This is a genomic window from Bacillus sp. FSL R5-0431 (assembly GCF_038002985.1).
In the GTDB taxonomy this organism is placed as follows: domain Bacteria; phylum Bacillota; class Bacilli; order Bacillales; family Bacillaceae; genus Bacillus.
The window spans coordinates 3,472,230-3,495,654 of the sequence record NZ_JBBOOG010000001.1; the positions used below are offsets into that span (position 1 = coordinate 3,472,230).

At 41.5% G+C, this 23,425-nt stretch carries 23 protein-coding genes and 2 riboswitches; of the genes, 4 read left to right on the forward strand and 19 right to left on the reverse strand.

Going from position 1 to position 23,425, the window contains the following annotated elements:
- Window positions 1-114 precede the first annotated feature (114 nt).
- A complete protein-coding gene (aspA, locus tag MKZ03_RS17915; RefSeq protein WP_307500510.1) occupies window positions 115-1,539 on the reverse strand; it encodes an aspartate ammonia-lyase in 1,425 nt (474 codons plus the stop codon).
- A gap of 28 nt (window positions 1,540-1,567) precedes the next feature.
- Window positions 1,568-2,557, reverse strand: a complete 990-nt coding sequence (locus MKZ03_RS17920; RefSeq protein WP_003215391.1) for an asparaginase — start codon at window positions 2,555-2,557, stop codon at window positions 1,568-1,570.
- A 207-nt stretch (window positions 2,558-2,764) separates the two neighbouring features.
- Here MKZ03_RS17920 and MKZ03_RS17925 point away from each other — a divergent pair, with 207 nt between their 5' ends.
- The gene (locus MKZ03_RS17925) at window positions 2,765-3,112 is read left to right on the forward strand and encodes a helix-turn-helix domain-containing protein (RefSeq protein ID WP_003214932.1); all 348 of its coding nucleotides are present in this window, start codon (window positions 2,765-2,767) and stop codon (window positions 3,110-3,112) included.
- 61 nt (window positions 3,113-3,173) lie between these two features.
- On the opposite strand, the gene MKZ03_RS17930 is transcribed toward MKZ03_RS17925, so the two are convergent.
- The 5 genes from MKZ03_RS17930 to MKZ03_RS17950 form a co-directional block, all read right to left on the reverse strand.
- Window positions 3,174-3,641, reverse strand: coding sequence for a helix-turn-helix domain-containing protein (locus MKZ03_RS17930; protein ID WP_034660471.1), 468 nt, complete (start codon window positions 3,639-3,641; stop codon window positions 3,174-3,176).
- 98 nt (window positions 3,642-3,739) lie between these two features.
- On the reverse strand, window positions 3,740-4,267 hold the full coding sequence (locus MKZ03_RS17935) for a YfjD family protein (RefSeq protein WP_334750586.1): 528 nt from the start codon (window positions 4,265-4,267) through the stop codon (window positions 3,740-3,742).
- A gap of 21 nt (window positions 4,268-4,288) precedes the next feature.
- Entirely contained in the window at window positions 4,289-5,047 is a 759-nt protein-coding gene (locus MKZ03_RS17940; protein WP_334750587.1) for a hypothetical protein, read from the reverse strand.
- 12 nt (window positions 5,048-5,059) lie between these two features.
- Entirely contained in the window at window positions 5,060-6,256 is a 1,197-nt protein-coding gene (locus MKZ03_RS17945) for a DUF6861 domain-containing protein (protein WP_034660741.1), read from the reverse strand.
- A 4-nt stretch (window positions 6,257-6,260) separates the two neighbouring features.
- Window positions 6,261-6,584: a WXG100 family type VII secretion target gene (locus tag MKZ03_RS17950; protein ID WP_307500512.1), complete on the reverse strand. Its 324-nt coding sequence runs from the start codon at window positions 6,582-6,584 to the stop codon at window positions 6,261-6,263.
- A gap of 226 nt (window positions 6,585-6,810) precedes the next feature.
- Between MKZ03_RS17950 and pepT the strand changes: the two genes are divergently transcribed.
- Together pepT and MKZ03_RS17960 are read left to right on the forward strand one after the other, a co-directional pair.
- Entirely contained in the window at window positions 6,811-8,043 is a 1,233-nt protein-coding gene (gene pepT, locus MKZ03_RS17955) for a peptidase T (RefSeq protein ID WP_106042949.1), read from the forward strand.
- Window positions 8,044-8,330: 287 nt separating this feature from the next.
- Entirely contained in the window at window positions 8,331-8,510 is a 180-nt protein-coding gene (locus MKZ03_RS17960) for a hypothetical protein (RefSeq protein WP_003215411.1), read from the forward strand.
- Between the two features lie 83 nt (window positions 8,511-8,593).
- Here the strand turns inward: MKZ03_RS17960 and MKZ03_RS17965 are convergent, their stop codons facing one another.
- Window positions 8,594-9,271 (reverse strand): DUF3298 and DUF4163 domain-containing protein, encoded by a 678-nt coding sequence (locus MKZ03_RS17965; protein WP_307500514.1) that lies wholly within the window; start codon window positions 9,269-9,271, stop codon window positions 8,594-8,596.
- A 211-nt stretch (window positions 9,272-9,482) separates the two neighbouring features.
- Window positions 9,483-9,595, forward strand: a riboswitch (SAM riboswitch).
- An 87-nt stretch (window positions 9,596-9,682) separates the two neighbouring features.
- Here MKZ03_RS17965 and MKZ03_RS17970 point away from each other — a divergent pair.
- Window positions 9,683-10,807 (forward strand): 5-methyltetrahydropteroyltriglutamate--homocysteine S-methyltransferase, encoded by a 1,125-nt coding sequence (locus MKZ03_RS17970; RefSeq protein WP_034660478.1) that lies wholly within the window; start codon window positions 9,683-9,685, stop codon window positions 10,805-10,807.
- A gap of 53 nt (window positions 10,808-10,860) precedes the next feature.
- Here the strand turns inward: MKZ03_RS17970 and MKZ03_RS17975 are convergent, their stop codons facing one another.
- From MKZ03_RS17975 to MKZ03_RS18025, 11 genes are all read right to left on the reverse strand, one after another.
- A complete protein-coding gene (locus MKZ03_RS17975) occupies window positions 10,861-12,279 on the reverse strand; it encodes a glycoside hydrolase family 1 protein (protein WP_307500515.1) in 1,419 nt (472 codons plus the stop codon).
- A complete protein-coding gene (locus MKZ03_RS17980; RefSeq protein WP_334750588.1) occupies window positions 12,251-14,158 on the reverse strand; it encodes a beta-glucoside-specific PTS transporter subunit IIABC in 1,908 nt (635 codons plus the stop codon). Before MKZ03_RS17980 ends, MKZ03_RS17975 begins: the two co-directional genes overlap by 29 nt.
- Window positions 14,159-14,485: 327 nt before the next feature.
- Window positions 14,486-15,319 carry a BglG family transcription antiterminator LicT gene (gene licT / locus MKZ03_RS17985; RefSeq protein WP_034660482.1) on the reverse strand — a complete coding sequence of 278 codons (834 nt, stop codon included), beginning with the start codon at window positions 15,317-15,319 and terminating at the stop codon, window positions 14,486-14,488.
- Window positions 15,320-15,554: 235 nt separating this feature from the next.
- Entirely contained in the window at window positions 15,555-16,322 is a 768-nt protein-coding gene (locus MKZ03_RS17990) for a YwqG family protein (RefSeq protein ID WP_400559828.1), read from the reverse strand.
- A 219-nt stretch (window positions 16,323-16,541) separates the two neighbouring features.
- Window positions 16,542-17,381: a methyl-accepting chemotaxis protein gene (locus MKZ03_RS17995; RefSeq protein WP_034660484.1), complete on the reverse strand. Its 840-nt coding sequence runs from the start codon at window positions 17,379-17,381 to the stop codon at window positions 16,542-16,544.
- A 149-nt stretch (window positions 17,382-17,530) separates the two neighbouring features.
- The gene (locus MKZ03_RS18000) at window positions 17,531-18,265 is read right to left on the reverse strand and encodes an energy-coupling factor transporter transmembrane component T family protein (protein WP_034660485.1); all 735 of its coding nucleotides are present in this window, start codon (window positions 18,263-18,265) and stop codon (window positions 17,531-17,533) included.
- A complete protein-coding gene (locus tag MKZ03_RS18005; protein WP_341032541.1) occupies window positions 18,255-19,853 on the reverse strand; it encodes an ABC transporter ATP-binding protein in 1,599 nt (532 codons plus the stop codon). The genes MKZ03_RS18000 and MKZ03_RS18005 overlap by 11 nt, the downstream gene beginning before the upstream one ends.
- Complete coding sequence (locus MKZ03_RS18010; RefSeq protein ID WP_034660488.1) at window positions 19,828-20,427, reverse strand: ECF transporter S component; 600 nt, start codon at window positions 20,425-20,427, stop codon at window positions 19,828-19,830. The genes MKZ03_RS18005 and MKZ03_RS18010 overlap by 26 nt, the downstream gene beginning before the upstream one ends.
- Window positions 20,424-21,110: a thiaminase II gene (gene tenA, locus MKZ03_RS18015; RefSeq protein WP_034660490.1), complete on the reverse strand. Its 687-nt coding sequence runs from the start codon at window positions 21,108-21,110 to the stop codon at window positions 20,424-20,426. Before tenA ends, MKZ03_RS18010 begins: the two co-directional genes overlap by 4 nt.
- 86 nt (window positions 21,111-21,196) lie before the next feature.
- Window positions 21,197-21,300, reverse strand: a riboswitch (TPP riboswitch).
- A 56-nt stretch (window positions 21,301-21,356) separates the two neighbouring features.
- Window positions 21,357-22,484 (reverse strand): hypothetical protein, encoded by a 1,128-nt coding sequence (locus tag MKZ03_RS18020; protein ID WP_034660491.1) that lies wholly within the window; start codon window positions 22,482-22,484, stop codon window positions 21,357-21,359.
- Between the two features lie 142 nt (window positions 22,485-22,626).
- Complete coding sequence (locus MKZ03_RS18025; protein WP_034660493.1) at window positions 22,627-23,283, reverse strand: type 1 glutamine amidotransferase domain-containing protein; 657 nt, start codon at window positions 23,281-23,283, stop codon at window positions 22,627-22,629.
- Between the last annotated feature and the right edge of the window lie 142 nt (window positions 23,284-23,425).

The following is a 23,425-nucleotide window of genomic DNA, read 5'->3' on the forward strand; positions in this document are numbered from 1 at the left end:
TAAGCGTTTTCAAAATATTGTGAAAAAAGTGTGTCAATTCGAAAGAAAGTGAATTGCCTGTTTTTCTCTATTTCACAGGCAATTCGACATATTAATAAAATAAAATTTTTGATATTATTCCCGTTCTAGCAGTTCTTGTCCTGCAATACCAGGCTTTGTCATCTCATATGGATTCAAAATAATATCAAGTTCTTCTTCTGTTAACACATCATTTTGCAAGCAAAGATCTCTAATGGATTCTCCACTTAAAATGGCTTCCCTTGCGATTCTAGCCGCGGCTTCATAGCCTAAGTGAGGGTTTACCGCAGTAATGACGCCTGCACTTTTTTCCACATATTCTTTCAAACGTTTTTCATTTGCTTCAATGTCCACTAAACAATGATCTGTGAATGAGCGGAATCCGTTATTCATTATACTAATAGATTGAAGCAAGTTAAAGACCAAAACAGGCTCCATCACATTTAACTCAAGCTGGCCTGCTTCAGAAGCAAGACAGATGGTATGGTCGTTCCCAATGACCTGGAATGCGATTTGGTTAATGAGCTCTGCCATGACTGGATTGACTTTCCCAGGCATAATGGATGATCCTGGCTGACGAGCTGGCAATGCAATTTCAGCAAGACCTGCACGCGGTCCAGAAGCCATTAGGCGAAGGTCATTGGCAATCTTAGACATGTTCATCATGCATACTTTTAATGCGGCGGACACTTCTGTGTAAGCATCTGTATTTTGCGTCGCATCCACGAGATGCTCTGCGCCTACAAGCGGAAGACCAGAAATATCTGCTAGCTTCTTCACAACGATCTCAATATAACGAGGATCTGCGTTTAAGCCTGTCCCAACAGCTGTTGCACCCATATTCACTTCATATAAATGCTGCTTTGATTGGTTGATCCGTTTAATATCACGGCTGAGCACGCGGCTGTATGCCTCAAATTCCTGTCCTAAACGAATTGGAACAGCATCCTGCAGATGCGTACGTCCCATTTTGATCACATGATCAAATTCTTTTGCTTTCTTTTGGAATACGTCCTGCATCGTTTGCATTGTCTCAAGCAGAATGTCTAACTGCTTCAATACAGCAATGTGGATAGCTGTTGGAAACGAGTCATTCGTCGATTGTGACATGTTTACATGTGTGTTTGGGCTTAAATGGATGTATTCACCCTTTTGATGCCCCATGATTTCTAGCGCTCTGTTTCCAATCACTTCATTGGCATTCATATTCATCGACGTTCCTGCGCCGCCTTGGATTGGGTCTACAATAAAGTATTCATGCAGCTTGCCTTCAATAACTTCATCAGAGGCTTGTACGATGGCATTTCCAATTCCTTTATATAAACGTCCAACTTCCATATTGGCTTGAGCTGCTGCTTTTTTCACGATGGCAAAGGCTCTGATCAGTTCCTCGTGCATGCGATATCCTGTAATCGGGAAATTTTCTTTTGCACGAAGGGTTTGAACCCCATAATACACGTCTGCCGGAATTTCTTTTTCACCAAGAAAATCCTTCTCATAGCGATAAGTTGCTTGAACCATCTGATATGACCTGCTTTCTATAGAATAGTTAAATCACTAAATCTTCTGCGATTGGCGTTTCCATAATCTTTTTCACTTCTCTTGGGTCTGTTGTTTTACCTAATGCCCACATAAGTTTCGGCACGATGGCTTCTGTGTTCATGTTTCGTGAACGTGCCACCAGTTCTTGATTGATTTTGCGTCCTACTTCATACACGCTCATGTCTTCTCCTTCTTCAAGACACTGAGTTGTGATGACAACAGAAATTCCTTCTTCAAGCAATTCGTTGATTTTCTCTAAAAGGTTTCTTCCTTCGAAAGGAATACCGCCGCTGCCGTAGCTTTCGATCACGACTCCTTTGTAGACGCCTTTGATTGCATCTAAGAACTCAGGCTTTAGACCTGGGTGCAATTTCAAGAGACAAACGTCGGTGTTTAAAGATGCGTCTAATTTAAGCGGTTTCATTGACGATCTTTTTACTTTGCTATTGTATTCAATTTGATGGTTTTCAATCGATGCAATATATGGGTAGTTAATACTTTCAAATGCATCATAGCTTTTCGTTCTTAGTTTGATTGCGCGTGTTCCTTGAATGACTCTGCCATCAAAGACAACATACACGCCGCCTACGCCGTCACATGCAAAGCGAATCGCATCGGTGATGTTTTTCTTCGCATCTGTTTTCTTAAACGTAATCGGGATTTGTGAGCCTGTAATGACAATTGGCTTATCCGGATTTTGCAGCATATAAGAAAGAGCTGCTGATGTATAGGCCATCGTGTCTGTACCATGCGTGACAACAAAACCGTCATATTGATCATAATTTTCATAAATGGCTGTTGCAATATCCACCCAGTATTCAGGCTGCATATTTGTACTATCTATACTCATTAGGGACTTTGTGTCCATTGTATACTCTGCATTAATTTCGTTTAAATAGCTTAAAAGGTCCTCAGCTTTAACACCTGGAGCCAAACCGTTTTCACTCTCTACAGATGCAATCGTCCCACCAGTGGTTAAAAGCAATAATTTCTTCAACAGGTCCACCTCTTTCAATAAAATTACTTCGTTTGTCACACATATTATAAGCTAGCTTGTGCTATTCTATAATATACGCTTTACGCGTACCTTCATTGCCATTATAGTCACATAACGCGAATTAATCAAGAAATTATTACGCATAACGCGTACATTCCATGTCAAAATATGATATACTGTTGTTGTATATAAAGGAGCGTTCATGTAATGATACTCGATCGTTTAACCACCCTTAGAAAAAAGAAAAAATGGTCTCTCCAGCATACGGCAGATCGCCTAGGTATCGCCAAAAGCACCTATGCCGGTTACGAATCTGGGTACCGACGACCTTCGCTTGAAGCAGTGAAGCGGCTGGCTGATTTGTATGATACGTCCATTGATTTTTTACTTGGTAGAACGGACGAGCCAGAGATACAACGCAAAATCTCTGATATCAAAATTGAACTGACGGAAGCAAAAGAAGGAACCATCCTTGTCGACGGCGTTCCCCTAAATGATGAAGAAATCAAACAGCTTGTTGCCTTTATTCGGGCGAAAAACACTCTAAAAGTATAAACACAGAAAAGAGAGGCCCCTATCAATCGGGTGCCTCTCTTTCCTTTTTCCTATCAGCTGCTTATGAATAAGGAGAAGAAAGCTGACTTAATTCCTCTAACCGCCGCTTCGCTTCATCTTTATTAAACGAACTATAATAGCGATAATTCTCATCATCTAAGATGCGGTAATGCTGACTAAGCACATTTTGCTGAAGACGAAATGTGCCTTTTTTGATAGACGTCCGCCACCAAACCTTTCCGCCAATCGTACGTTCCACCGATAGATGCAATTCATCATGTGCCACGACTTCCAGAATCTCAAGCGGATCATCCCCAAGTGTCCCTTTTAAAATGTCACTATCCCTGAATAATGCACATACGGCCGCAGTTTGCGTCCAGTTGAGGCGCAGCCTATTTTTTTCAACCTGCTGCAAATGCCGTTTCGATAGACCAAGTACCTCAGCCATGCGGTCCTGCGTATAATTCTTTTCTTTTCGAATCCGTGCCATTTGTTCTGTGACGAGGTCGATTACCATCTCTTTATCCATCTCTCATCACCTCTCCGAGTGTTCAGTCTTTACTGACATCATACACGATTTCTTCGAAAAAGTGGCACCTCATCCTTCGGAATCATGGAAAATACATCCTAGTCGATCTGCTCTTCGACCTGACCATGCTGCTGTCTCCAGTTCTCTTGGGCTGACTGATTTAAATATGGGTAGATCTCTTGTTTGACGGCTTGCTCGAATACTTCTTCATCTAAAATACTGTACGCTGGAATCTTGATCAATTTCCCGTCTATTTTCCGAATCAACACATCCATGAAGAGAAAACCCCGTACACTGTACCGATGCCTGCGCATATCGATGGATTGAATGTCTTGAAAAGGGATCGCTTGCCCGCGATGTAAAACCGCGCCATTCTTCCCGCGCTGAATGCGAAAAATCACATTTCCTCTCTTCGTAAAAGCCGGTAAAATCATCAAGAAAGAGATCCAGCCATAAACACTGCCTAGTAGTCCGCCTAAAAATAAAAACAATGTATAATTCGATTCAAATGTAAGAGCTTCTGAAAACAACCAAATACCGATGATACCGAAGCCGCCTGTTGCTAAGAATGCCCATACCCTTAAAAAGGTCCTGCTCCTCACTTCTATTACTTCACTTGGATTCAAGCGTCATTCTCCTTTTCTCCATTAGAATATAGAACGTAATCCGTCTCTGTGAGCCGTCTCCACGCGAAATTCATTTTCTTTTATTCCCGACACAAGCCACGACTGTTTCTCACCCGGAATAACAAATAACATGGATTCCACATCAGGCGTATTATTTTTGTCGTAGACGACCTTCATCAGGGAGTCCATCTTTCCTTTTCTCGTCTGTACATCAGAAACAAATGACTGCATGAGTTCTTCGTTCTCTGCTCGATGAAGGAAAGAGGGCCACTCATTTTTCGCCTCACTTGCTTGCTCTAATAGCTTTTCAAATTCCTCTGCTTGCAGGGTGATGACAGGTGCAGGGTGATCACTCATCTGTATGTTGAAAAAGGCAGTCACTTGCTCCTCTGCCAGCTGATCATCTTTCAGTTTTTGAATCTGATGGACTTGTTGATCATAAAGCGTGTGGTGCGCATATACGCCCGTCTGTGTCGTATGCAAGGAGATACTGACTTCTTCATCTACATCCGCAAATCGAGACGCTTTGATGGTGTGAGATGCATCATTCATCGCCTGGATGAAATGACGGTATTCCCCTTTATAACGGTATTGTCTGTTTCGAAATTCAAGTACACCTTTTGCGAGCAAAGAGCGGCACGCAATTTCAAATAAAAACCCAAGGCGTTCGTCCTCTACATCAGGATAATAAGCTTCCTTTAAGGACATGCCCTGTTCAAAATAGCCTTCACTGTAAAAACTAAAGATGAGTTCCTCAATACTTAGACTTAGCTGATCCAACTTGATCTCTCCTTATCCAAAAGAAAATGCACCCTTAAAGAAATCGCCTGCACCTTTTATGAGCGAATCAGCGGTTTCTTTTGTTTTTTCTATCCCTTTATGTATCACCTGATTTGCCTGATCAATGGTGTCATTGACTGCTTTCACACCTTGACCCGCCAGCTCGAATGCTTGTTTCCCTTTATCGACGACCGCATGAATAGGGTCCTTTAATTTCACTGCAACCTGTTCAGCAAAGCCTGATGTCAGCTTGGCGACTTTTTCTCCTATAAATCCACCGACTGCTGAACCAATGGCTCCTCCGACAACGGTTCCAATCGGTCCTGCAAAACTTCCTAGAGCTCCTCCGACAACGGCACCTGCGACAGATCCGCCAGCGATAAAGACCGTATTGTTCACTGCATTTCCAACAGCCTTCGCATTTTCACGCTTGAGGACTTCTGGCTGATCACCGAATTCTGCATAGTTCTCGGCAATTTTCAAACCACAGCCGACCGTTTCCGTTGCACCAGTGACAACCGTTGCAATGATGGCATTTCCTTTCGCGAATCTTGACCCATTTTTCAGAACAGACTTGATAGCAGCCGTGTCCTTCCAATTGATACTTCCTTTTGTAAAATCACGAACGCTATTCGTAAAGGCAACCGTATCGTCAGGATAAAATTTTGTGAATTTCTTATGGACCAAGTCAGCCATCGACCAGTTTGATCGTTTTAATAATTCTTTTTTACTCAGCCAAATCCTTGCTAGCCGGTCAAATCTCGTTCCTTCTACCCGGCTGGTCAGATCAAGCAGCAGCTTTGAATGCTGCGCTGCATACCGGCCATTGTCTTTAATGAAGGTCGTCATCCCAAGCCCGTAGTATTTCGCCTGCATCATCACAATACCAGCTAAGCTCGTGAGTGTACCATATTGATCATAGATGCTGTACATTTTCCGTAAAATATCGTCTGCTTCGACCATTTTATCTTTTGCATGACGAATCGCAATATCATCACTGCTCAATTTACTGATCAATGCTTGTCCTGCTCCCCATGCATCCCCGACACCTGAAAAACAGCTTCTATACCGAGGATCACAGCCTAAAATGAGACCATCCAGTTCACTATGTAAATCGCGGTGCTTCGTTTCAATGACAGACAATTCGCCTACAACATCATTCGCCAGTCCTGTCAGCTGATCTGGATCAACCACAATGTCACGTGCCATCACATCATCTCCCTTCTCGATTTCTTTCTCTCCGTTCTTCTCGTCTCTTTCGCTCAAGCTCTTCCATTCTGGTAATTTCAGCTTTCCGTTCCTCGATTTTGACCGCTGCGTCGCGCAGTTCCTGACTTGTTTCAAGCAAGTCCTTTTCAAATTGATCATAGCGTGACGTTGTTTCCTCAAAGCTTTGATCAAATTTATTCCTTGCTTCTCCCTGCCAGCCTGATCCTACTGCCTTCAGCCGATTCTCCAGCAGCTGCTTTGACTGCCGAATCTCATCAGCTGCTTCCTGAAACTTTTGAGCGAGTGCCAGCGTTTGACTAGAATCCAACTTTCGCACCCCTTTCTCCCAATTTAACGTACAAATGGATGATTTTATATGTCCTCATTATAAATAAAAAGACACCCAAAAAAATCACCCTAAAGAACCATTCAACACACCGCCTAATGAAAGTAGGTCTTTTTCCTCTCTAATTTCCAGAGAAAACCTTTCTTGTTATGAAGCGCATTCAAGACGTGATAAAATGGACGTATTCTACAAAAGGAGTGACGTATAGATGAAAAAGGAAATGATTCAGCGTTTCACAAATTATGTGAAGGTAGATACGCAGTCAGATGCAGAAAAGGAAAGCTGCCCATCTACTGAAGGACAGTTGAACCTAGCGAGACAGCTAGTTGAAGAGATGAAGTCCATCGGGATTCAAGAAGTGACAATGGATGAAAACGGCTATGTCATGGGAACGATCCCGTCTAACACTGACAAAGAAGTGCCGACCATTGGCTTCCTGGCTCATATCGACACAGCCACTGACTTCACCGGCAAGAATGTGAAACCGCAGCTTCATGAAAACTATCAAGGCGGCGACATCACCTTAAATGAAAATCTACATATCGTTTTATCTCCAGCACAGTTTCCAAATTTACAAAAGTATCAAGGACATACGCTGATCACAACAGATGGCACGACCCTGCTTGGTGCAGATAACAAAGCAGGTATCGCAGAAATTATGACCGCTATGCATTACTTGATTGAGCATCCAGAAATCAAGCATGGAAAAATTCGCGTCGCCTTTACACCAGATGAAGAAATTGGCAGAGGGCCGCACAAATTTGATGTTGATGCCTTTGGCGCTTCCTATGCTTATACAATTGACGGAGGACCGCTCGGGGAGCTGCAATATGAAAGCTTCAACGCAGCAGGTGCGAAAGTATCAATTAAAGGAAACAATGTCCACCCAGGGACAGCAAAAGACAAAATGGTCAGTGCTGCGAAGATTGGGATGCTCTTCCATAACAAACTTCCTTCTGATGAATCTCCGGAATATACAGAAGGCTACGAAGGTTTTTTCCATCTCACGAAGTTTGTAGGAGAAGTCGAAGAAGCAGAGCTGCAATATATTATTCGTGATTTTGATAAAGACAAATTTAACGATCGCAAAGCACTATTTGAAAAAATAGCAAATGACTTAAAAGCCATCTACGGAGAAAACAGCATAAATCTCAGCATTCAAGATCAATATTATAATATGAGAGAAAAAATTGAGCCGGTGAAACATATTGTGGATATTGCCCATGAAGCAATGGAAAACCGCTCAGTGACACCTGTGATCGAACCCATCCGCGGCGGTACAGATGGCTCCCAGCTTTCATATAAAGGTCTTCCAACGCCAAACATCTTTACTGGCGGGGAAAACTTCCACGGTAAATATGAATTTATTTCTGTCGAGAACATGGTGAAAGCAACAGAAGTCATCGTTGAAATCGCACGTTTATTTGAAGAAAAAGCATAGATATGTTTACAACCGTTCCTGTTCGGGAACGGTTTTTTAATAAAAGTTTACAATTTTCTGAAACTTTTATGACACTTTTTCGTACTAATAGAGACAACACCAGAAAAATTCTTCTTGACGAGTGCAATAACTGGAAATATAATAGTTAAAAACAACCAGTATTTTAGACCTAAATTAGCAGATCAACTAAACCTTAAGAACTAAACCGATTCTGCTGCTTATTTTCAGTTATAAACATCACTCACCCTGTCTACACTAAAGAATAGGATGAATTGGAGGAATGTCATATGATGATTTTATTGATTATCGCTTCACTTTGCTGCTACTTACTATTCTCTTTCAAAAAAGATAACCGCACACCAAAACGAAAAAGCGCAGAGCTTTCGGAGTTTGAAATCTTTCGTATGCGCCGCCACTACAACGGAAAACGCCGTCATCCACTAAACGATGCACCTAAACAAGTATAAATCTAAAGAGAGAGCCTCATGAGGGGCTCTTTTTGTTTGAGTAAATAACAAAAAACGACCAGATTCATTGGCCGTTTTTCTTTTTATTTATATACCTTCGCAGGAACTTGAATCATAGGAATTCCTACATAATAAGGTGAAATTTCATATGGCTGGAAGACAACAGCAATTCCCTTTTTCGTGAAGTAATACTGCGTGTTGTAGTTGATTTCAATGTCACTTTTTTTCAGGTTCGCATAGAATTTGCTTTTATGTTTCTTTGTGTAGTTATAAATATAATCTCTTACTTTCGTACGTTTTTTCTTTGTTTTCACAACGTCTGTCAAGAACAGCTGCTTTGTCTTTTTCTTTGTTAACACATAGTTCATGCTGGAAACCATCGTATCCCCATGCATTCCACCATCATTCATGTAGTCATAGTTTAAGATACTGAGCTTCTTCCCATTGTTAAATTTCGTTTTAAACGATCTTTCGTACGTGATCTTCCCAAAGCCTTCCTTTTTCGCTTCGTCCTTTAAGAACAAGTACGTAGAATAGGAGAAGGAAATATCTTTTTTCAAATCACGATTGATGGTTTTCATATGCGCCTTGCTTAGGTTTTTCACCTGTGCATATTTGAACGTTTTTTTCTTTTTATAATAGTGTGTGCTTACTTTTGCTTTTTTTGCTTGTTTGGCATCCGCCGATCCAACTGGTGCAAACAACGAAACAATCAGCGAAAAAATGAGCAGACTGATCGTTAGGCCTTTTTTCATCGTCATAGTAAAAACCCCCATTTTTGTCTATTACCAATTGAGTATACCATGACAAAAGAACCAAAAGAAGCGCTATTTCCATATTATTCTTCCTTTTTCCACATCGGGTTTGTTTACCGTTATTTGTTTATGTAGAAAATTAAACAGTAAAAACCATTGACTTTTTCTCGAAAAGGTTGAATAATTGTGTATATTAAGAAAATTGAATCAAAAGGTAACCTTATTAAGAGTGGTGGAGGGACTGGCCCTGTGAAACCCGGCAACCGCTGTTCCTAGGAACAGAATGGTGCTAATTCCTTAGGCAAGCAGATGCTTGTTTGAAGATAAGGCAGAGTTCTCTCAGTATATGATGCTCTTCCTTATCCAAGGAAGAGCTTTTTTATTTGATTTTTAACCTGTAGAAAGAAGGGATTCAGCATGACACAAGTACAAACCATTGGAAAGAAAACAACGAAACCGCCATTTCGCGCAGATCAAGTAGGCAGTTTACTTCGTTCAGAACGTATCAAGGAAGCACGCAAGCAAAAAGCAGACGGCACACTGACAGCCGAGCAGCTCCGACAAATTGAAAATGAAGAAATTACACGCATTGTGGAGAAGCAAAAAGAAATTGGATTAGAGGTTGTCACAGATGGAGAATTCAGACGTGCATGGTGGCATTTTGACTTTCTTGAGGGATTAGATGGAGTCGAAGGATTTGAAGCGGATCAAGGTATTCAATTCCACAATACGACGACAAAAGCGCGTGGCATCAAGGTAACAGGCAAGATTGATTTTACAGATCATCCAATGCTGGAGGATTATCGTTTCCTTCACAGCATCGCTGGTGATCATACAGCTAAAATGACGATTCCAAGTCCGAATATGCTCTTTTTCCGTGGAAAGCTTGAAGAAGGAGTATACGACAGCCTAGAGGCATTCCACCATGATGTGGCACAGGCGTATAAGAAAGCCATCCGTGCTTTTTATGATGCAGGCTGCCGTTATCTACAGCTCGATGATACCGCATGGGCCGTGTTCTTTTCTGAAAAAGGTCATGAACAAATCAAAGCCTTTGGCCGAGAAGAAGATGAACTTCGTGAGTCATTTGCGAAAACAATCAATGAAGCGGTTGCCGATCGTCCAGAGGATTTGGTGATCACCATGCACATTTGCCGTGGTAACTTTAAATCGACGTGGGCAGCTGAAGGCGGTTATGAAGCAGCGGCAGAAACGATTTTTGCCGGCTTAGATCTGGATGGTCTCTTTTTAGAGTTCGACGACGATCGTTCTGGCGGTTTTGAACCCCTTCGCTATGTGAAGAACCCTAACCTACAAATCGTACTAGGCCTTGTCACTTCAAAATACGGTGAGCTTGAGCCTGTTGAACAGATTAAAAAGCGGATCGAGGAAGCGGCTCAATACGTGGACATTAATCAAATTTGTTTGAGTCCACAATGCGGGTTCGCCTCAACGGAGGAAGGCAATCTGTTAACAGAAGAGCAGCAATGGGAAAAGCTTCGTCATGTAATTGAGATTGCGGATCAAGTGTGGACTTCGTAGTCTCTTTGACGAAAAAAAGACAAACCGTAGTATGAGCGGTTTGTCTTTTTCTTTTAAGCATCTAAATGCTCACCATTCGTAGCAATCACTTGTTTATACCAATCAAAGCTTTTCTTTTTCTTTCTATCTAATGTACCGTTTCCTTCATTATCACGGTCGACATAAATGAAGCCGTAGCGTTTTTTCATTTCAGCTGTTGATGCGCTGACAAGGTCAATTGGGCCCCAGCTTGTATAACCCATCAAGTCCACTCCGTCTGCGATGGCTTCTTTCGCCTCTAGCAAATGGCTTCTGAGGTAATCAATTCGGTAATCGTCTTGAATGGACCCGTCTTCTTCTACTTGATCGACAGCTCCCAATCCATTTTCTACGATAAACAATGGTTTTTGGTAACGGTCATATAACTGGTTTAGTGTTGTACGAAGTCCTTTTGGATCAATTTGCCAGCCCCAATCACTTGCTTCTAGATAAGGGTTTTTCACGCCTTCAAATAGGTTACCACCAGTCACTTGTCCAAGAATCTCTGGATCTGTACTTGTCACAAAGCTCATGTAATAGCTGAAGCCAATATAGTCCACTGTATGGTTTCTTAGGATGTCTTCATCACCATCTTGGATCTCAATATGAATTCCATTTTCGCGGAAGTATCGTTTCATGTAACCTGGGTAGTAGCCTCTTGCCTGTACATCTGAGAAGAACAATGTTTTACGATCCTGATCCATTGCAGCAAACATATCTTCTGGTCTTGAGCTGTACGGATAAGTCGTCATCGCTGCAATCATACAGCCGATTTTCGCATCAGGAATGATTTCGTGTCCTGCTTTGACAGCTAAAGCACTTGCAACAAATTGGTGATGCGCTGCTTGATATTGAATGCTTTTCTCGTCATCACCCTCTTCAAATACAAGTCCGCCACCAGTGAAAGGCGCATGTAACACGACGTTGATTTCATTAAAGGTCATCCAATATTTCACTTTGTCTTTATAGCGAGTAAACAACGTTTTCGCATATGTTTCATAAAGATCGACAAGCTTACGGTTTCTCCAACCGCCGTAGTTTTTCACAAGTGCAAGCGGCATTTCATAATGAGAAATCGTGACAACTGGTTCAATTCCATGTTTATGCAGTTCATCAAATACTCTGTCATAAAAAGCAAGGCCTGCTTCATTTGGTTCAGCATCGTCGCCATTTGGGAAAATACGCGGCCAAGAAATGGATAGTCTGAAGCACTTGAATCCCATTTCTGCAAAGAGTGCAATATCTTCTTTATAGCGATGATAGAAGTCGATTGCATCATGATATAAATTAAGATCTTTCATTGATTCATCAAATGGATGCATAATACCATGCGGTGATACATCAGCTGTCGATAAGCCTTTTCCATCTTTATTATAAGCACCTTCAATTTGGTTGCCTGCAACAGCGCCGCCCCATAAGAAACCTTTAGGAAATGTTTTTTCTAACTTGTTCATGTTGAATGCCCTCCTCATTTTCTTCTACACTGACTGTGAGCAGTGTCTCTTTCACTGTAATCGTGCCATCTGTTTTCGCATCAACTTGTGCGAAATCATTTGTATTGGTGACGATAATTGGTGTCGTGACATCATAGCCTTCTTGCTGAATGCCCTCGATATCAAATTCAACGAGCACATCTCCTGCTTGAACAAGATCACCTGACTGCACATGACTGGTGAAATGCTTTCCGCCAAGCTTCACTGTATCAATTCCAACATGGATGAGAAGCTCTGTGCCTTGGTCACTCTTTAAGCCAATGGCATGTTTCGTTTGAAAAATGGTTTCAACCTTACCGTTGAACGGTGCTACAACACGTCCAACTGTTGGGACAATGGCTGCACCTTTACCCATGATTTCATTAGAGAATGTTGCATCATTGACTTGATTTAGCGGCTTTAGTTGACCTTCAAGCGGGCTTTGTACCACTTCATTTTGAAGCGTTGCTGTATCTTTCTTTTCTTCTGGTTTGTCTGCCTTTGTATCATCTTTCACTGGTACATCTTTGAACCCTAGAACAAGTGTCATGATGGTTGCTACGATAAAGCCGATCACTAAACCGATGATTGAATAGACAAACGTTGGTCCAATGAATGTTGGGATACCTGGAATACCTGCAGATCCAGACACCACATATGATTTTACTTTGAAGATGGACATGAACACGCCGCCTGCTGCTGCACCAATGAGGGCTGCAAAGAACGGTTTTTTCAATCGCATGTTCACACCATACATAGCAGGTTCAGTAATACCCATTAATGCTGTGATACTTGTAGACATCGCCAATGATTTGAATGTTTTGTTTTTTGATCTTAAGAAGACACCGAATGCTGCGCCTGCTTGTGCCATATTCGCTACAAACATCATTGGAAGAATGTAGTCAAAACCGTTTAACGTAATGTTGTTGATCATAATTGGAAGTAGTGCATAGTGCATACCCGTAATGATCAATGGTGACATGAAACCGCCGATCAAGAGTCCGGCCAAAATACCTGCATGTTTAAACAATAAATCAATTCCACCTGAAAGACCATTTCCGATAATCCCACCAAGCGGTCCAACCGCGATGAGCATAATTGGTACAACGACAAGAAGTGTAACCGTTGGAACAAGGATGATCTTTAATGATTTCGGACTATATTTTTCTGCGAATCTTTCAACATATGAGCCAAGCCAGATGGTGAGTAGAATTGGAATCACCGATGAAGAGTACACAACGGCAACCACTGGCAAGCCTAGAAATTCTGTATTTCCCGCGCCTAGTAAAGCAGTTAACTGCGGGTGCAGTGCTGCTGCTGCAATGGCAGCGGCAATATACTGATTTGTGCCAAGTTTTTTGGCTACGCTTACAGCTAGTAGAATCGGTAAGAAGTAAAAGGCTCCGTCTCCGATGGCTGTTAAAATTGCATACGTACTGCTTTTATCTGATATCCACTGGAACGTAAGCATGAGTGCCAATATTCCTTTGATCATACCGGCTCCAGCGATGGCTGGAAGAATCGGCGTGAAGACACCAGAGATAAAATCGAAAAGCTTTGATATCACATTTTGTTTTGATGCTTCTTCTGTACCGCCTGACTTTACATCTGTTGACAGTCCTGAGTCAGCAATCATCGCTTGATAGACATTTGAAACATCATTGCCGATAATGACATGATATTGGCCTCCGCTTTGATTCACACCCATGACGCCGTCTGTTGATTGCAGCTTCTCTTTATCCGCTTTGCCTTCATCGTATAAGTTGAAGCGAAGTCTTGTCATACAATGCGTGACGTGCTTGACGTTCTTTTCACCGCCGACAAGCTCTAGAACTTCTTTTGCTGTTTGTTTGTGGTTCATTGTATTACCCTCCAATCGTTGATTAAATCATGATATAGAAAAAACCTAAACATCCATTAATGTCCGAGAAATAGCAATTCAGACATTAATCGATATTTAGGTTTTGCCTGCTTAACCAGTAACAATCCTTCATAGCGATTGATCGTTATTTAATTTTTATAAGTCTTTAGATATAAAAAAACCTAAATCACGCCTTATCAAAGATAGGGACAATGATTTAGGTTTTGCCTGCTTGACCAGTAACAATCCTAAAAGATTGTGAGTTATGTTGTTTATAGTTATAAATTATCATGTTAATTTTATGATGTCAACGCTTTCTTTTTGAATTTATTTTCTTTTTACCACTCTGTCGATATGCAAAGTTAAATATAGCATCTCATCTTCTATGAGACTTCGGTTGTATTCTTTTTGAACATAATCATTAATTTTCTCAGCACATTGAAAAGCCGCGGTGTTTTTCTCTTTTACTACTTCATACAGGAATTCATTTTGATTTTCCATTTGTGTTTCGTTAAACAGACGCTGTCCAAAAAACTTCAAATGCGTGACAAAACGGAAATAATTTAATGATTCCTCGTCTAAATCAATTTGAAAGTGATACTTGACGATATTTAAAATATCTTGAATGAGTTTGGTAATTTGAATCACGTTTGGCATTTCTTCATTGAGCTCTGCATTGACAATATGCATGGCAATAAAACCGGCTTCATCCTCAGGAAGATGAATGTTAAGCTTGTCCTGAATAATCCGGATCGCTTCTACACCACACATGAACTCTTCTTTGTACAACCGTTTGATTTCCCAGAGCAAGGCATTTTTGATGTCCATTCCTTTTTGATGACGTTCAATAGCAAAGGTGATATGATCCGTCAGCGTCACATAGATGCTGTCATTCAAATTTTTATTAAGGGTTGTTCTCGCATGATCAATAATCGCCTCACACACTTGCATATACTCGATTGGAATATCATAAAGCAGGGTTTTGAATTTTTCTGATATATCTTTATTTTGAATGGAAAATACTTTTTCAATACGTTCTTCGTCAATCGGATCTCCACTTTTCTTTTGAAAAGCGATCCCTCTGCCCATAATGACCAGCTCATGCTGCTCGTCATCATACGCACTGACCACATTATTATTGATTACTTTCGAAATGATCAATTGATACCCCCCAGTACATTCCACTTTTTCGAGCAATTTATCGTTGATTGATATGTCATTTTATTATTATTTTCAAAAAAGAGGACTTTAAGATGATTTTACATTTTTTTTTGATACGGTCAACTAGAAAGAATGACATATTACCTCTCAAAAATGACGAAATAGGGGCAAAAAAGTCTAAAAACATACAAAAAAACACTCTATTAAGAGTGTTTAAAAAGTCTATTTTACAAAATCAGGAGCAATCCCAATTATAGACGACATTCTCGAAATTTTTTCGTTTGAGGTCTTCTGGTTTGATAAAAAAGTTGGCGATTCCGCAATCTCCCCACAACAGATCTACTTCATCATCTGAGTCGATTTGTAATAACAGAACGGTATGTTCCTGGTCTTCGTAGGTACGCGGGTCCTCTTGTGTAAAGCCTGGATATCCGCCCAATTTGTGACCAAAGCCACTCTCTGTCTCATAAAATTCATCCAGCAGGGCATCAGCTTCATTTCCATCAATGCCTTTTACATCTTCGAATAGGTCCCAGCTTCGCTTACCTGTGACTTTTTCAAAGCGAAAATCTCCTACACTGACCGTTTCGCTTGCCAGTTCACCTGTAATTGCGCCTTCCTTCGTCACAGGAAAATAAAAGTCGTCTGGAATTTTCACAAAAGAAAAATCAGTCAACAACTCTTCTTCGGCCAAGAAAGGTTCCTCAATAAATTTGATCCGAAAATCTTTTTGCTCTGTTTTATGGTCAAGATTCATCCCATAAAGATCATCATGCACAGAAATAAAGACTTGCAAAAGTCCTGTTTCTGGATAATCCTTCAGCTTCGGCAGCTGTCCAAAATTTATTTGTGCCAAAAGCTTCATAGGGTGTCCTTCACCATCAACTGGATATTCGTCGTTTTTTGGGAAGTAAGGATCGCCTGCAATTTTGCTGTCGTATGGTCCTGTTTTTCCTTGTTTCATCTGTAATTGAATCATTGGCTGTTCAGTTTGATCTAACATTGTACGGTAAGTTGCTATTATTTCTTGCAGCTTCGCTGATTGTGTAACGATGGTCTTCCTCCTTATGAATAGGTCTACTGACCAGACTAGTATCTCTTTTTCTATCATACAGAAGTGTACCCTGCCTGTCAGCGATAAATCGGTCATTATCCGAACAACTTGCCCACCTTAAAACGTAAAAAAACCTCCGATTCATCTGGAGGTTTTGGTCGGTATTTTTTATTTCACTTGATAGTTCACTAAGTCTTCTGCCAGTGATTTCATCGTTTCATTTGTTTCATGAAGACCTTCAATAATTTTTGTGAACGTGCCTACAAGCTCTGCTTGATGCTCAGAGGAAGCGACAATTTGTGCTATTTCTTCTTCCATTCCTTTAATCGATCCCTGCACATCTTTTAGCGCTGTTTCAATATCCGTCGTCGCTTGTTTGGCGTGAGTTGACAGCTTTCTCACTTCCGTTGCGACCACTCCGAAGCCTGCTCCTGCTTCACCTACTCTTGCAGCTTCAATTGATGCGTTGAGTCCAAGTAAGTTCGTTTGATCAGAGATACCTTTTATAAGATTGGACACTTGATTGATTTTAGAGGAATTTTCTACAGTGGTTTTCGTGTTTTGTAGAATTTGTTCACTTGTCGCTTGTAGTTCCTCTGAATGTGCGGCAACTTGCTGTACCATTGCGACTAGTTTTTCGGAAGCTTGGTTGCTCTCCGTCATGATGTGATCTAATCGTTGTTGATTGGTCTGGTCATAGGCCACGCAGAAAGCAGCGACTACTTGACCCGTCTCATCTTTAATTGGAACGGCTACAATATCCATTGGAATCCCGTATACCTCTTTCGGAATTTGGATAAACGATGGCTCTCTCCCATTTTTCAACATAGAAAAGTTTTCGAACCCTGGAGCTACTATGTCCCCAGCTTTAAACCCTAAGTCAATGTTCCCATGTTGCTGATAATAAAGAACCTTCTCTTTCCCTAAAACAGAAAAGGTTAGTTGCTCTCTCATAGCTAGTCCAATGATTGGTAAAGCGTCTATTATGTTATCAATTCTCTGTGACATTCGCTCACGTTCATCCTCTCTTTTTCTCAGTACATCCTCTTTATCGGTTCGTTATAAGGTCTATTACAGCCTGTAATGTGCACTAATATCAATCAAATGACCTAAGACATATAAAAAGCCCACATTCTATCAAGAGAATGTGGGTATTTTTAAAAAAAGGACATGCACATCAAGACACTGATACCGATGAGCAAAAGATACATATAGTCGATCCACGAAGTGCTGATGACATGATAATACGTCCGCTCCCTCGCCCCCGTGAAACCTCGTGCTTCCATCGCAATCGCTAAGCGCTCTGATTTTCGTACGCCCTGCGTAAAAAGAGGAAGTGCATAACGCATAAAGGCTTTCCAGCTGTTTTTTTGCTTATAGCCTCTGATTTTATGTGCTGCCTTCATTTGCTTTAATTCACTTTGAAATAACGGGATAAACCGGAAGCCGGCAAGCATCCCATATGCCCATTTTGGGGACATTCGGCATTGATGTATTAAGCTCATCATAAAGGCCGTCAAATCTGTTGTGGACGTAAAAAGGAGACCGAATGTCACAAAGCCAAGCATTCTGAAAGAAATGGTAAGGCCATTTTTCAAACTCTCCTCTGTGATATGAAACCATGCCCACTTCCAAACAGTATGATCCCCCTTGCCAAAGGCCGCCATCATCCAAAATACGAGAATAAAAAAGAGCAGATAAGGGACAAGTCTTGTGAAAAGATACTTCATATTCCATCCGCCTAAGACAAGTCCAATACCAAGTGCAAACAGCCAGATGATGAAGGTTGTTTTAGGGTCAGATATCGCCATGAGACAACACATCGCAAGCAGATGAGCGAGTAATTTGATGACTGGATTCACAGTGGAAAGAAAGGAGTGATTACTTTGCAATCGTCAGCACGTCCTTTCTTTCAGCCACATAGCGATAATGCAAAGGGGCTCTCAGCTGATAAGCATCGACAAGTTCCTGATTTGAAAATAAATCATAAGGCGTGCCATCATACACATGCTTTCCTTGGTGAAAAAGAAGCACTTGATCGGCACACTTATCGACGAGGTCCATATCATGTGTGACCATCAAAATGGTGGTGCCTTGGCATTGACGCTCTTTCAAACGCCTCATTAATTCCTTCGCCGTTCTTTCATCCTGCCCGAAAGTCGGTTCGTCTAACAATAGTACATCCTGATCAAAAAGGAGCATTGTGGCCACACTCAATCTTCTTTTTTGACCTAAGCTTAAGGTGAAAGGATGCGCTTTTGCATGCTTCTCTAAACCGAACTCTTCCAATAGCTGAACTGTTTTTTCTTGCACAACGGATTCTCGCCAATTTCGCTGTCTTCCACCAAATGCGATTTCATCGTAGACTGTGTCTTGTATGAATTGAAGCTCCGGATTTTGAAACACAAAGCCTGCTTTTTCATATAGTCGTCGGTCAGACCACTTTTTGAGGGGTGTCTCTTTTAAGAAAATGCTGCCTTTTTTCGTTGGCTCTAAACGGACTAAATGTTTGAGACATGTGCTTTTCCCGCTTCCATTTTCCCCAATTATCGCCACCCAATCCCCTGCTTTGATATCCAGCTGAAGGTCACTCATAATCCTTTTTTTTCCATAGCTTAATTGAAGATCTTCTGTGCGAATGATGGTCTCTCGCTCAGTCGACGGCACTTTTTTACGCTGCTCTTTTCTTGCTTCAAAGGTTTGCATAAGCGTTTGACTCATTGGATGAAATGGGTCTTGAATAATTGCGGACCATTTCTCGGGAAATAATTTCGGCCGCCAAATCCCTGCCTCTTTCATTTCTTCTTCATATGTCGCGAGCACATCTTTTGGAGGCCCCTCTGCTAAAATGCTGCCTTGATCGTCTAATAAAATCACCCGGTCCATCCATTCGATGACACCATCTAGCACATGCTCTACAAAAATCATGGTTTGTCGCTGCTCACCTGCAAGCTGCTGTAGCAGCTGGAAAACCTCCATTCTGCCTGCTGGGTCAAGCTGTGCGGTCGGTTCATCAAAGAACAGCACATCTGGCTCTAACGCTAGTAAACAAGCAAGTGCCAATCGCTGCTTCATGCCGCCAGATAATGTATGAATGTCTGTATTCGGATCGACATCGAGTTGGACTTTTTGCATGAGCTGCTGAATGATGTCATCCATCTCTTCACGAGGGACGGAACGGTTCTCTAAGCTAAAGGCAATTTCTTCATTGACGCGGTGCATACAAAACTGGGAATCAGGATCTTGAAACATGACGCCTGTATGTCTTTGCAATATCACTTCGCCCTGCATGTCAGCTTCCATATGTTCTGGAATAATCCCAGCCAGAACTGAAATGAGTGTGGATTTACCGCTTCCGCTTGGTCCTAAAATAAGCACCTTTTCTCCTTTTTGAATGGAAAGAGAAATTTGATGCAAAACAGGCTGAGGCTGTTCATAAAAACGGACAGTGAGATTATTGCACGCGAGAAATGAATCCATGCTGTTCACCTTTGTTTCGTTTTTCTTTCATGATGGCATATTGATTCAGTACACCGGTTTTGGATAAAGCGTCCACCACAACTTTCGCTAAGCATCCGCCCAGTATCATCCCGCTGATGATTTGAGTCATCAGTGTGATGAGTAAAACTTGAGGCGTGTAATAACCAAAGCCATTTGCAACGAGGCTATATGCCATTGCTCCAACAGCTGCAAAGGCACCTGACAGCATCAGTGTCCACATGCGATATCGTTTATAACCAAAAAGAGCAAAGGCGATTTCTGCCCCAAGCCCTTGGCATACACCAATCAGCAGGGCTGAAAGACCAAAGTGGCTGCCTGTCAGTAATTCCACAGCGGCAGCGGCTGTTTCTGCAATCAGGGCAGCTCCCGGCTTTTGGATGATATACGCGACGATTGGACTGGCAATCACCCAAATGCCAAACATGATGTTGCCTCCTGCTGGGCCAACAAGTGCTGTAATTGGTAAGTAAAGTGTGGACCATCCTAAATAGATGACACCGCACGCAACGGATAAAATGACAGCAAGGACGACTTCTTTCATCTTCCATGTCATGATGAATGCACCTGCAATGGAACTGGCCACTCTTCCACCGTAAACGCCATTTCCCAAAACTTGTACTCAAGCTGACAGCTTAAGATAAAGTGCTGTTTCATTTTTTCCTTTTCCTTCTCACTTGCTCCTTCCGCCAGCTGATCGAGCCGCTTGCAAAGCTCCACTGTAATAGAGTCGGTTAACCCTCCATAAAACGTGATCCACTCATAAAACGGATGTGACGGGTCAGGCTGCACGTCTGAGAGCATTCGTTTTCCAATTTCCCAATATGTCCAAGGACATGGAAGCAGGACAGCAATGATTTCCCCAAGCGTGCCTTCCTGGGCGACTTGCAGCATGTGATGAATATAGTGATGAGCACTCGGAGCCAATGAAGCTCCTTGGAGCTCATCATACGATACACCTGCCACTCGGCAAAGATTTTGATGAGGGTGCGTCTCACTATCTAGTACAAACGCAATCTGTTGATGGAAAAAGGCAATATCTTCTTTGTCTGTACATCTGCTTAGAGCCGCTGCATAAATTTTAATAAATGCATGTAAGTATTCTGCATCTTGTTTGACGTAATGAATGATCTGTTCCTTTTCCAGCTTTCCTGCTGCCAGGCCTCTGACAAACGGATGCTGATAAATGGCTTCAAATAATGGTTCTGTTTCTTTTCTTAATTGCGCTGAAAATGTCATAAAAAAGCCTCCTCTTCTTCAGTTGAATAAATGAAAAAGCCACCCCAAATGGAGCGGCCTTCTTATCGATTCAATCATGAATAAGACAAGGTCCAGCTCCACTTCCCTCCGCTAGTACGAACTAGATCAGGTTCAAAGGGTCCAAGATTTCCTCTTGTCTCAGTCATACATGACTCCCCTAGTGGACTTATATCATTTAATTATCTTTACTCTACACATGTGGTGATTTGATGTCAACCGCCTTTCTTAATTCAATGTTTTGATCGTTGGCAGCTTCTCGATCCCTGCGGCATAGTAAAAATTAAGGACACTGAAGAAATCAATTGGCTTTCCTGTTTTCAAATCAACAGCTAAAATATGATCACCGTAATTTGTCATATCATCAATATCTAAATACCTTGGCGTTTTCTTGCCAAGTGTATCTACAAAGGTATCGTGGTAATATTGACCGCTTGCATATGAAGATTGATGGTACATAAACAATGTCTCCACATCTAAGTAGACGAGAATGGCCTCTGAGGAGCTTGCATAAGGCGCTGAGTACGACACTGGAGCGGAAATGCTTTTCACTTTTACACTTGAAATTGAGTGGGTTCTTTGTTCGTATTTACCATCATAAGAGAAATAAAAAACACGCTCCCATTCATAATCTGCTGTCTTCGATTGCTTGTTGTATACTTTTGCGCCATTTGCAAATACATCCCCATTTGCATACTCAGCTACAAAGTATTGTAAGGTTGACGATAGGGATACAGCCCCTGTGAAATTGGGCGGGTTTTTTGCATTCACCTGTAACGTGTAAGAGTCTCCGAAATCTCCACCGCTTGTGATACCGAATGCGTAGTCACCTGCTGGTAAGTTGGTCAAACCAAGGAGACTGCCTGCGGGCTGAATCAGGTCTGTCGGGTACGCTTGTCCTGTTTCATAATCAACAACAAATAATTGAACGAAATAATCGGGATTTGAAGAGGTAATCCGGCTGATGAGTGCCTGAGGTGAAGATGTGCTTAAAAACCATAAATCAACTGGGTCGTCCTCTGATAAGACAACAGATTGGTTGATTGCTAGTCCATCAATGGAGCGAATGGCAGATGTACGCATCTTGCCATCTTTAGCGGCTTTTCGTTTGATACTGATTCCATTTTTCTTATCTACTTTAAAAGATTTTTTCAGTTGCTTCTGTTGGATAGCGGTTCCTTCATCCTGCTTCAAAAACGACTCTTGCACTTGCTGAATAGCTTTTTCCGTCAGTGGTGACAATTTCCCATCTGATTTCGGTGCTTCTTCTGCTTTTAATGCTGGTGAAAATAAACCTGTTGTGACAAGTAAAATAGACAATAAAGCTGCAGTGATTTTCACATAAAATGCTCTCACAGGAACATCCCCTTTTTCCTTTATTGGGTTTTTTGCCCTGTTAATATTTTACCATTATTCTATTCATTGTTTTGGTCCTTTTTAGGACATCTTTATGACAAAAAAAACCAGCCGCATATATTACGACTGGTTTTTGATCATTTTATGAAATGGTTTTAACAAACAGGCGTGCTGTTTCTGCGCTGGAACCTGGGTTTTGTCCAGTAATGATTTGCCCGTCAACTACAGCGAATGGTGCAAAGGCATCTCCTTTTTCAAACGCTGCCCCTTGCTCACGAAGTTTTGTTTCCAATAAAAATGGAACCTTTGATGTCAGCTGAACAGCTTCCTCTTCTTCGTTTGTGAAGCCTGTGATTTTTTTGCCTTCGATAAAAGATTTGCCATTTTGATCCTTCACATCAACGAATGCTGAAACGCCGTGACAAACAGCTCCGACTGCACCATTTTTGTCTGAAATGGCTAAGATTGCATCGGCTACCAGTTGATTAGATGCAAAGTCGATCATTGGGCCGTGTCCTCCCGCAAAGAAGATGCCATCATAATCAGCTGGGTTCACATCTGTAAGCGCCTTTGTGTCTTGAAGTAATTCATATACATCTTCATATTGCGCTGGAACACCTTCTGGAATGGAATTTTTATCAATAGGGACAGTGCCTCCTTGAATAGAGACAATTTGGACATCTAGTTCATTTTCTTTAAAAATATGAAATGGCTCTGCCAATTCTTCTAGCCATAAGCCTGTTGGATGTCCGTTCATTTCCGAACTGCTTGTCGATACTAATAACACTTTCTTACTCATCTTGATCATCCTTTCGATATATCATATGGTTATTTTATATTTTGCACAATTAAATATCAAGCAATTAAACTTCAATGCAGCTCTTTATGGTATACCCGATTTTCTAAAAAATATGGCATGACATCAAATCTAATCAATATGT

Excerpts from the sequence above, each read along its gene's own strand:
- aspA (WP_307500510.1), bottom strand. The coding sequence starts at position 1,539 with ATGGTTCAAGCAACTTATCGCTATGAGAAGGATTTTCTTGGTGAAAAA.
- MKZ03_RS17925 (WP_003214932.1), top strand. The coding sequence starts at position 2,765 with ATGATACTCGATCGTTTAACCACCCTTAGAAAAAAGAAAAAATGGTCT.
- MKZ03_RS17930 (WP_034660471.1), bottom strand. The coding sequence starts at position 3,641 with ATGGATAAAGAGATGGTAATCGACCTCGTCACAGAACAAATGGCACGG.
- MKZ03_RS17945 (WP_034660741.1), bottom strand. The coding sequence starts at position 6,256 with ATGGCACGTGACATTGTGGTTGATCCAGATCAGCTGACAGGACTGGCG.
- pepT (WP_106042949.1), top strand. The coding sequence starts at position 6,811 with ATGAAAAAGGAAATGATTCAGCGTTTCACAAATTATGTGAAGGTAGAT.
- MKZ03_RS17960 (WP_003215411.1), top strand. The coding sequence starts at position 8,331 with ATGATGATTTTATTGATTATCGCTTCACTTTGCTGCTACTTACTATTC.
- MKZ03_RS17965 (WP_307500514.1), bottom strand. The coding sequence starts at position 9,271 with ATGACGATGAAAAAAGGCCTAACGATCAGTCTGCTCATTTTTTCGCTG.
- MKZ03_RS17970 (WP_034660478.1), top strand. The coding sequence starts at position 9,683 with ATGACACAAGTACAAACCATTGGAAAGAAAACAACGAAACCGCCATTT.
- MKZ03_RS17975 (WP_307500515.1), bottom strand. The coding sequence starts at position 12,279 with ATGAACAAGTTAGAAAAAACATTTCCTAAAGGTTTCTTATGGGGCGGC.
- MKZ03_RS17980 (WP_334750588.1), bottom strand. The coding sequence starts at position 14,158 with ATGAACCACAAACAAACAGCAAAAGAAGTTCTAGAGCTTGTCGGCGGT.
- MKZ03_RS17990 (WP_400559828.1), bottom strand. The coding sequence starts at position 16,322 with ATGTTAGATCAAACTGAACAGCCAATGATTCAATTACAGATGAAACAA.
- MKZ03_RS17995 (WP_034660484.1), bottom strand. The coding sequence starts at position 17,381 with ATGTCACAGAGAATTGATAACATAATAGACGCTTTACCAATCATTGGA.
- MKZ03_RS18005 (WP_341032541.1), bottom strand. The coding sequence starts at position 19,853 with ATGGATTCATTTCTCGCGTGCAATAATCTCACTGTCCGTTTTTATGAA.
- MKZ03_RS18010 (WP_034660488.1), bottom strand. The coding sequence starts at position 20,427 with ATGACATGGAAGATGAAAGAAGTCGTCCTTGCTGTCATTTTATCCGTT.
- tenA (WP_034660490.1), bottom strand. The coding sequence starts at position 21,110 with ATGACATTTTCAGCGCAATTAAGAAAAGAAACAGAACCATTATTTGAA.
- MKZ03_RS18025 (WP_034660493.1), bottom strand. The coding sequence starts at position 23,283 with ATGAGTAAGAAAGTGTTATTAGTATCGACAAGCAGTTCGGAAATGAAC.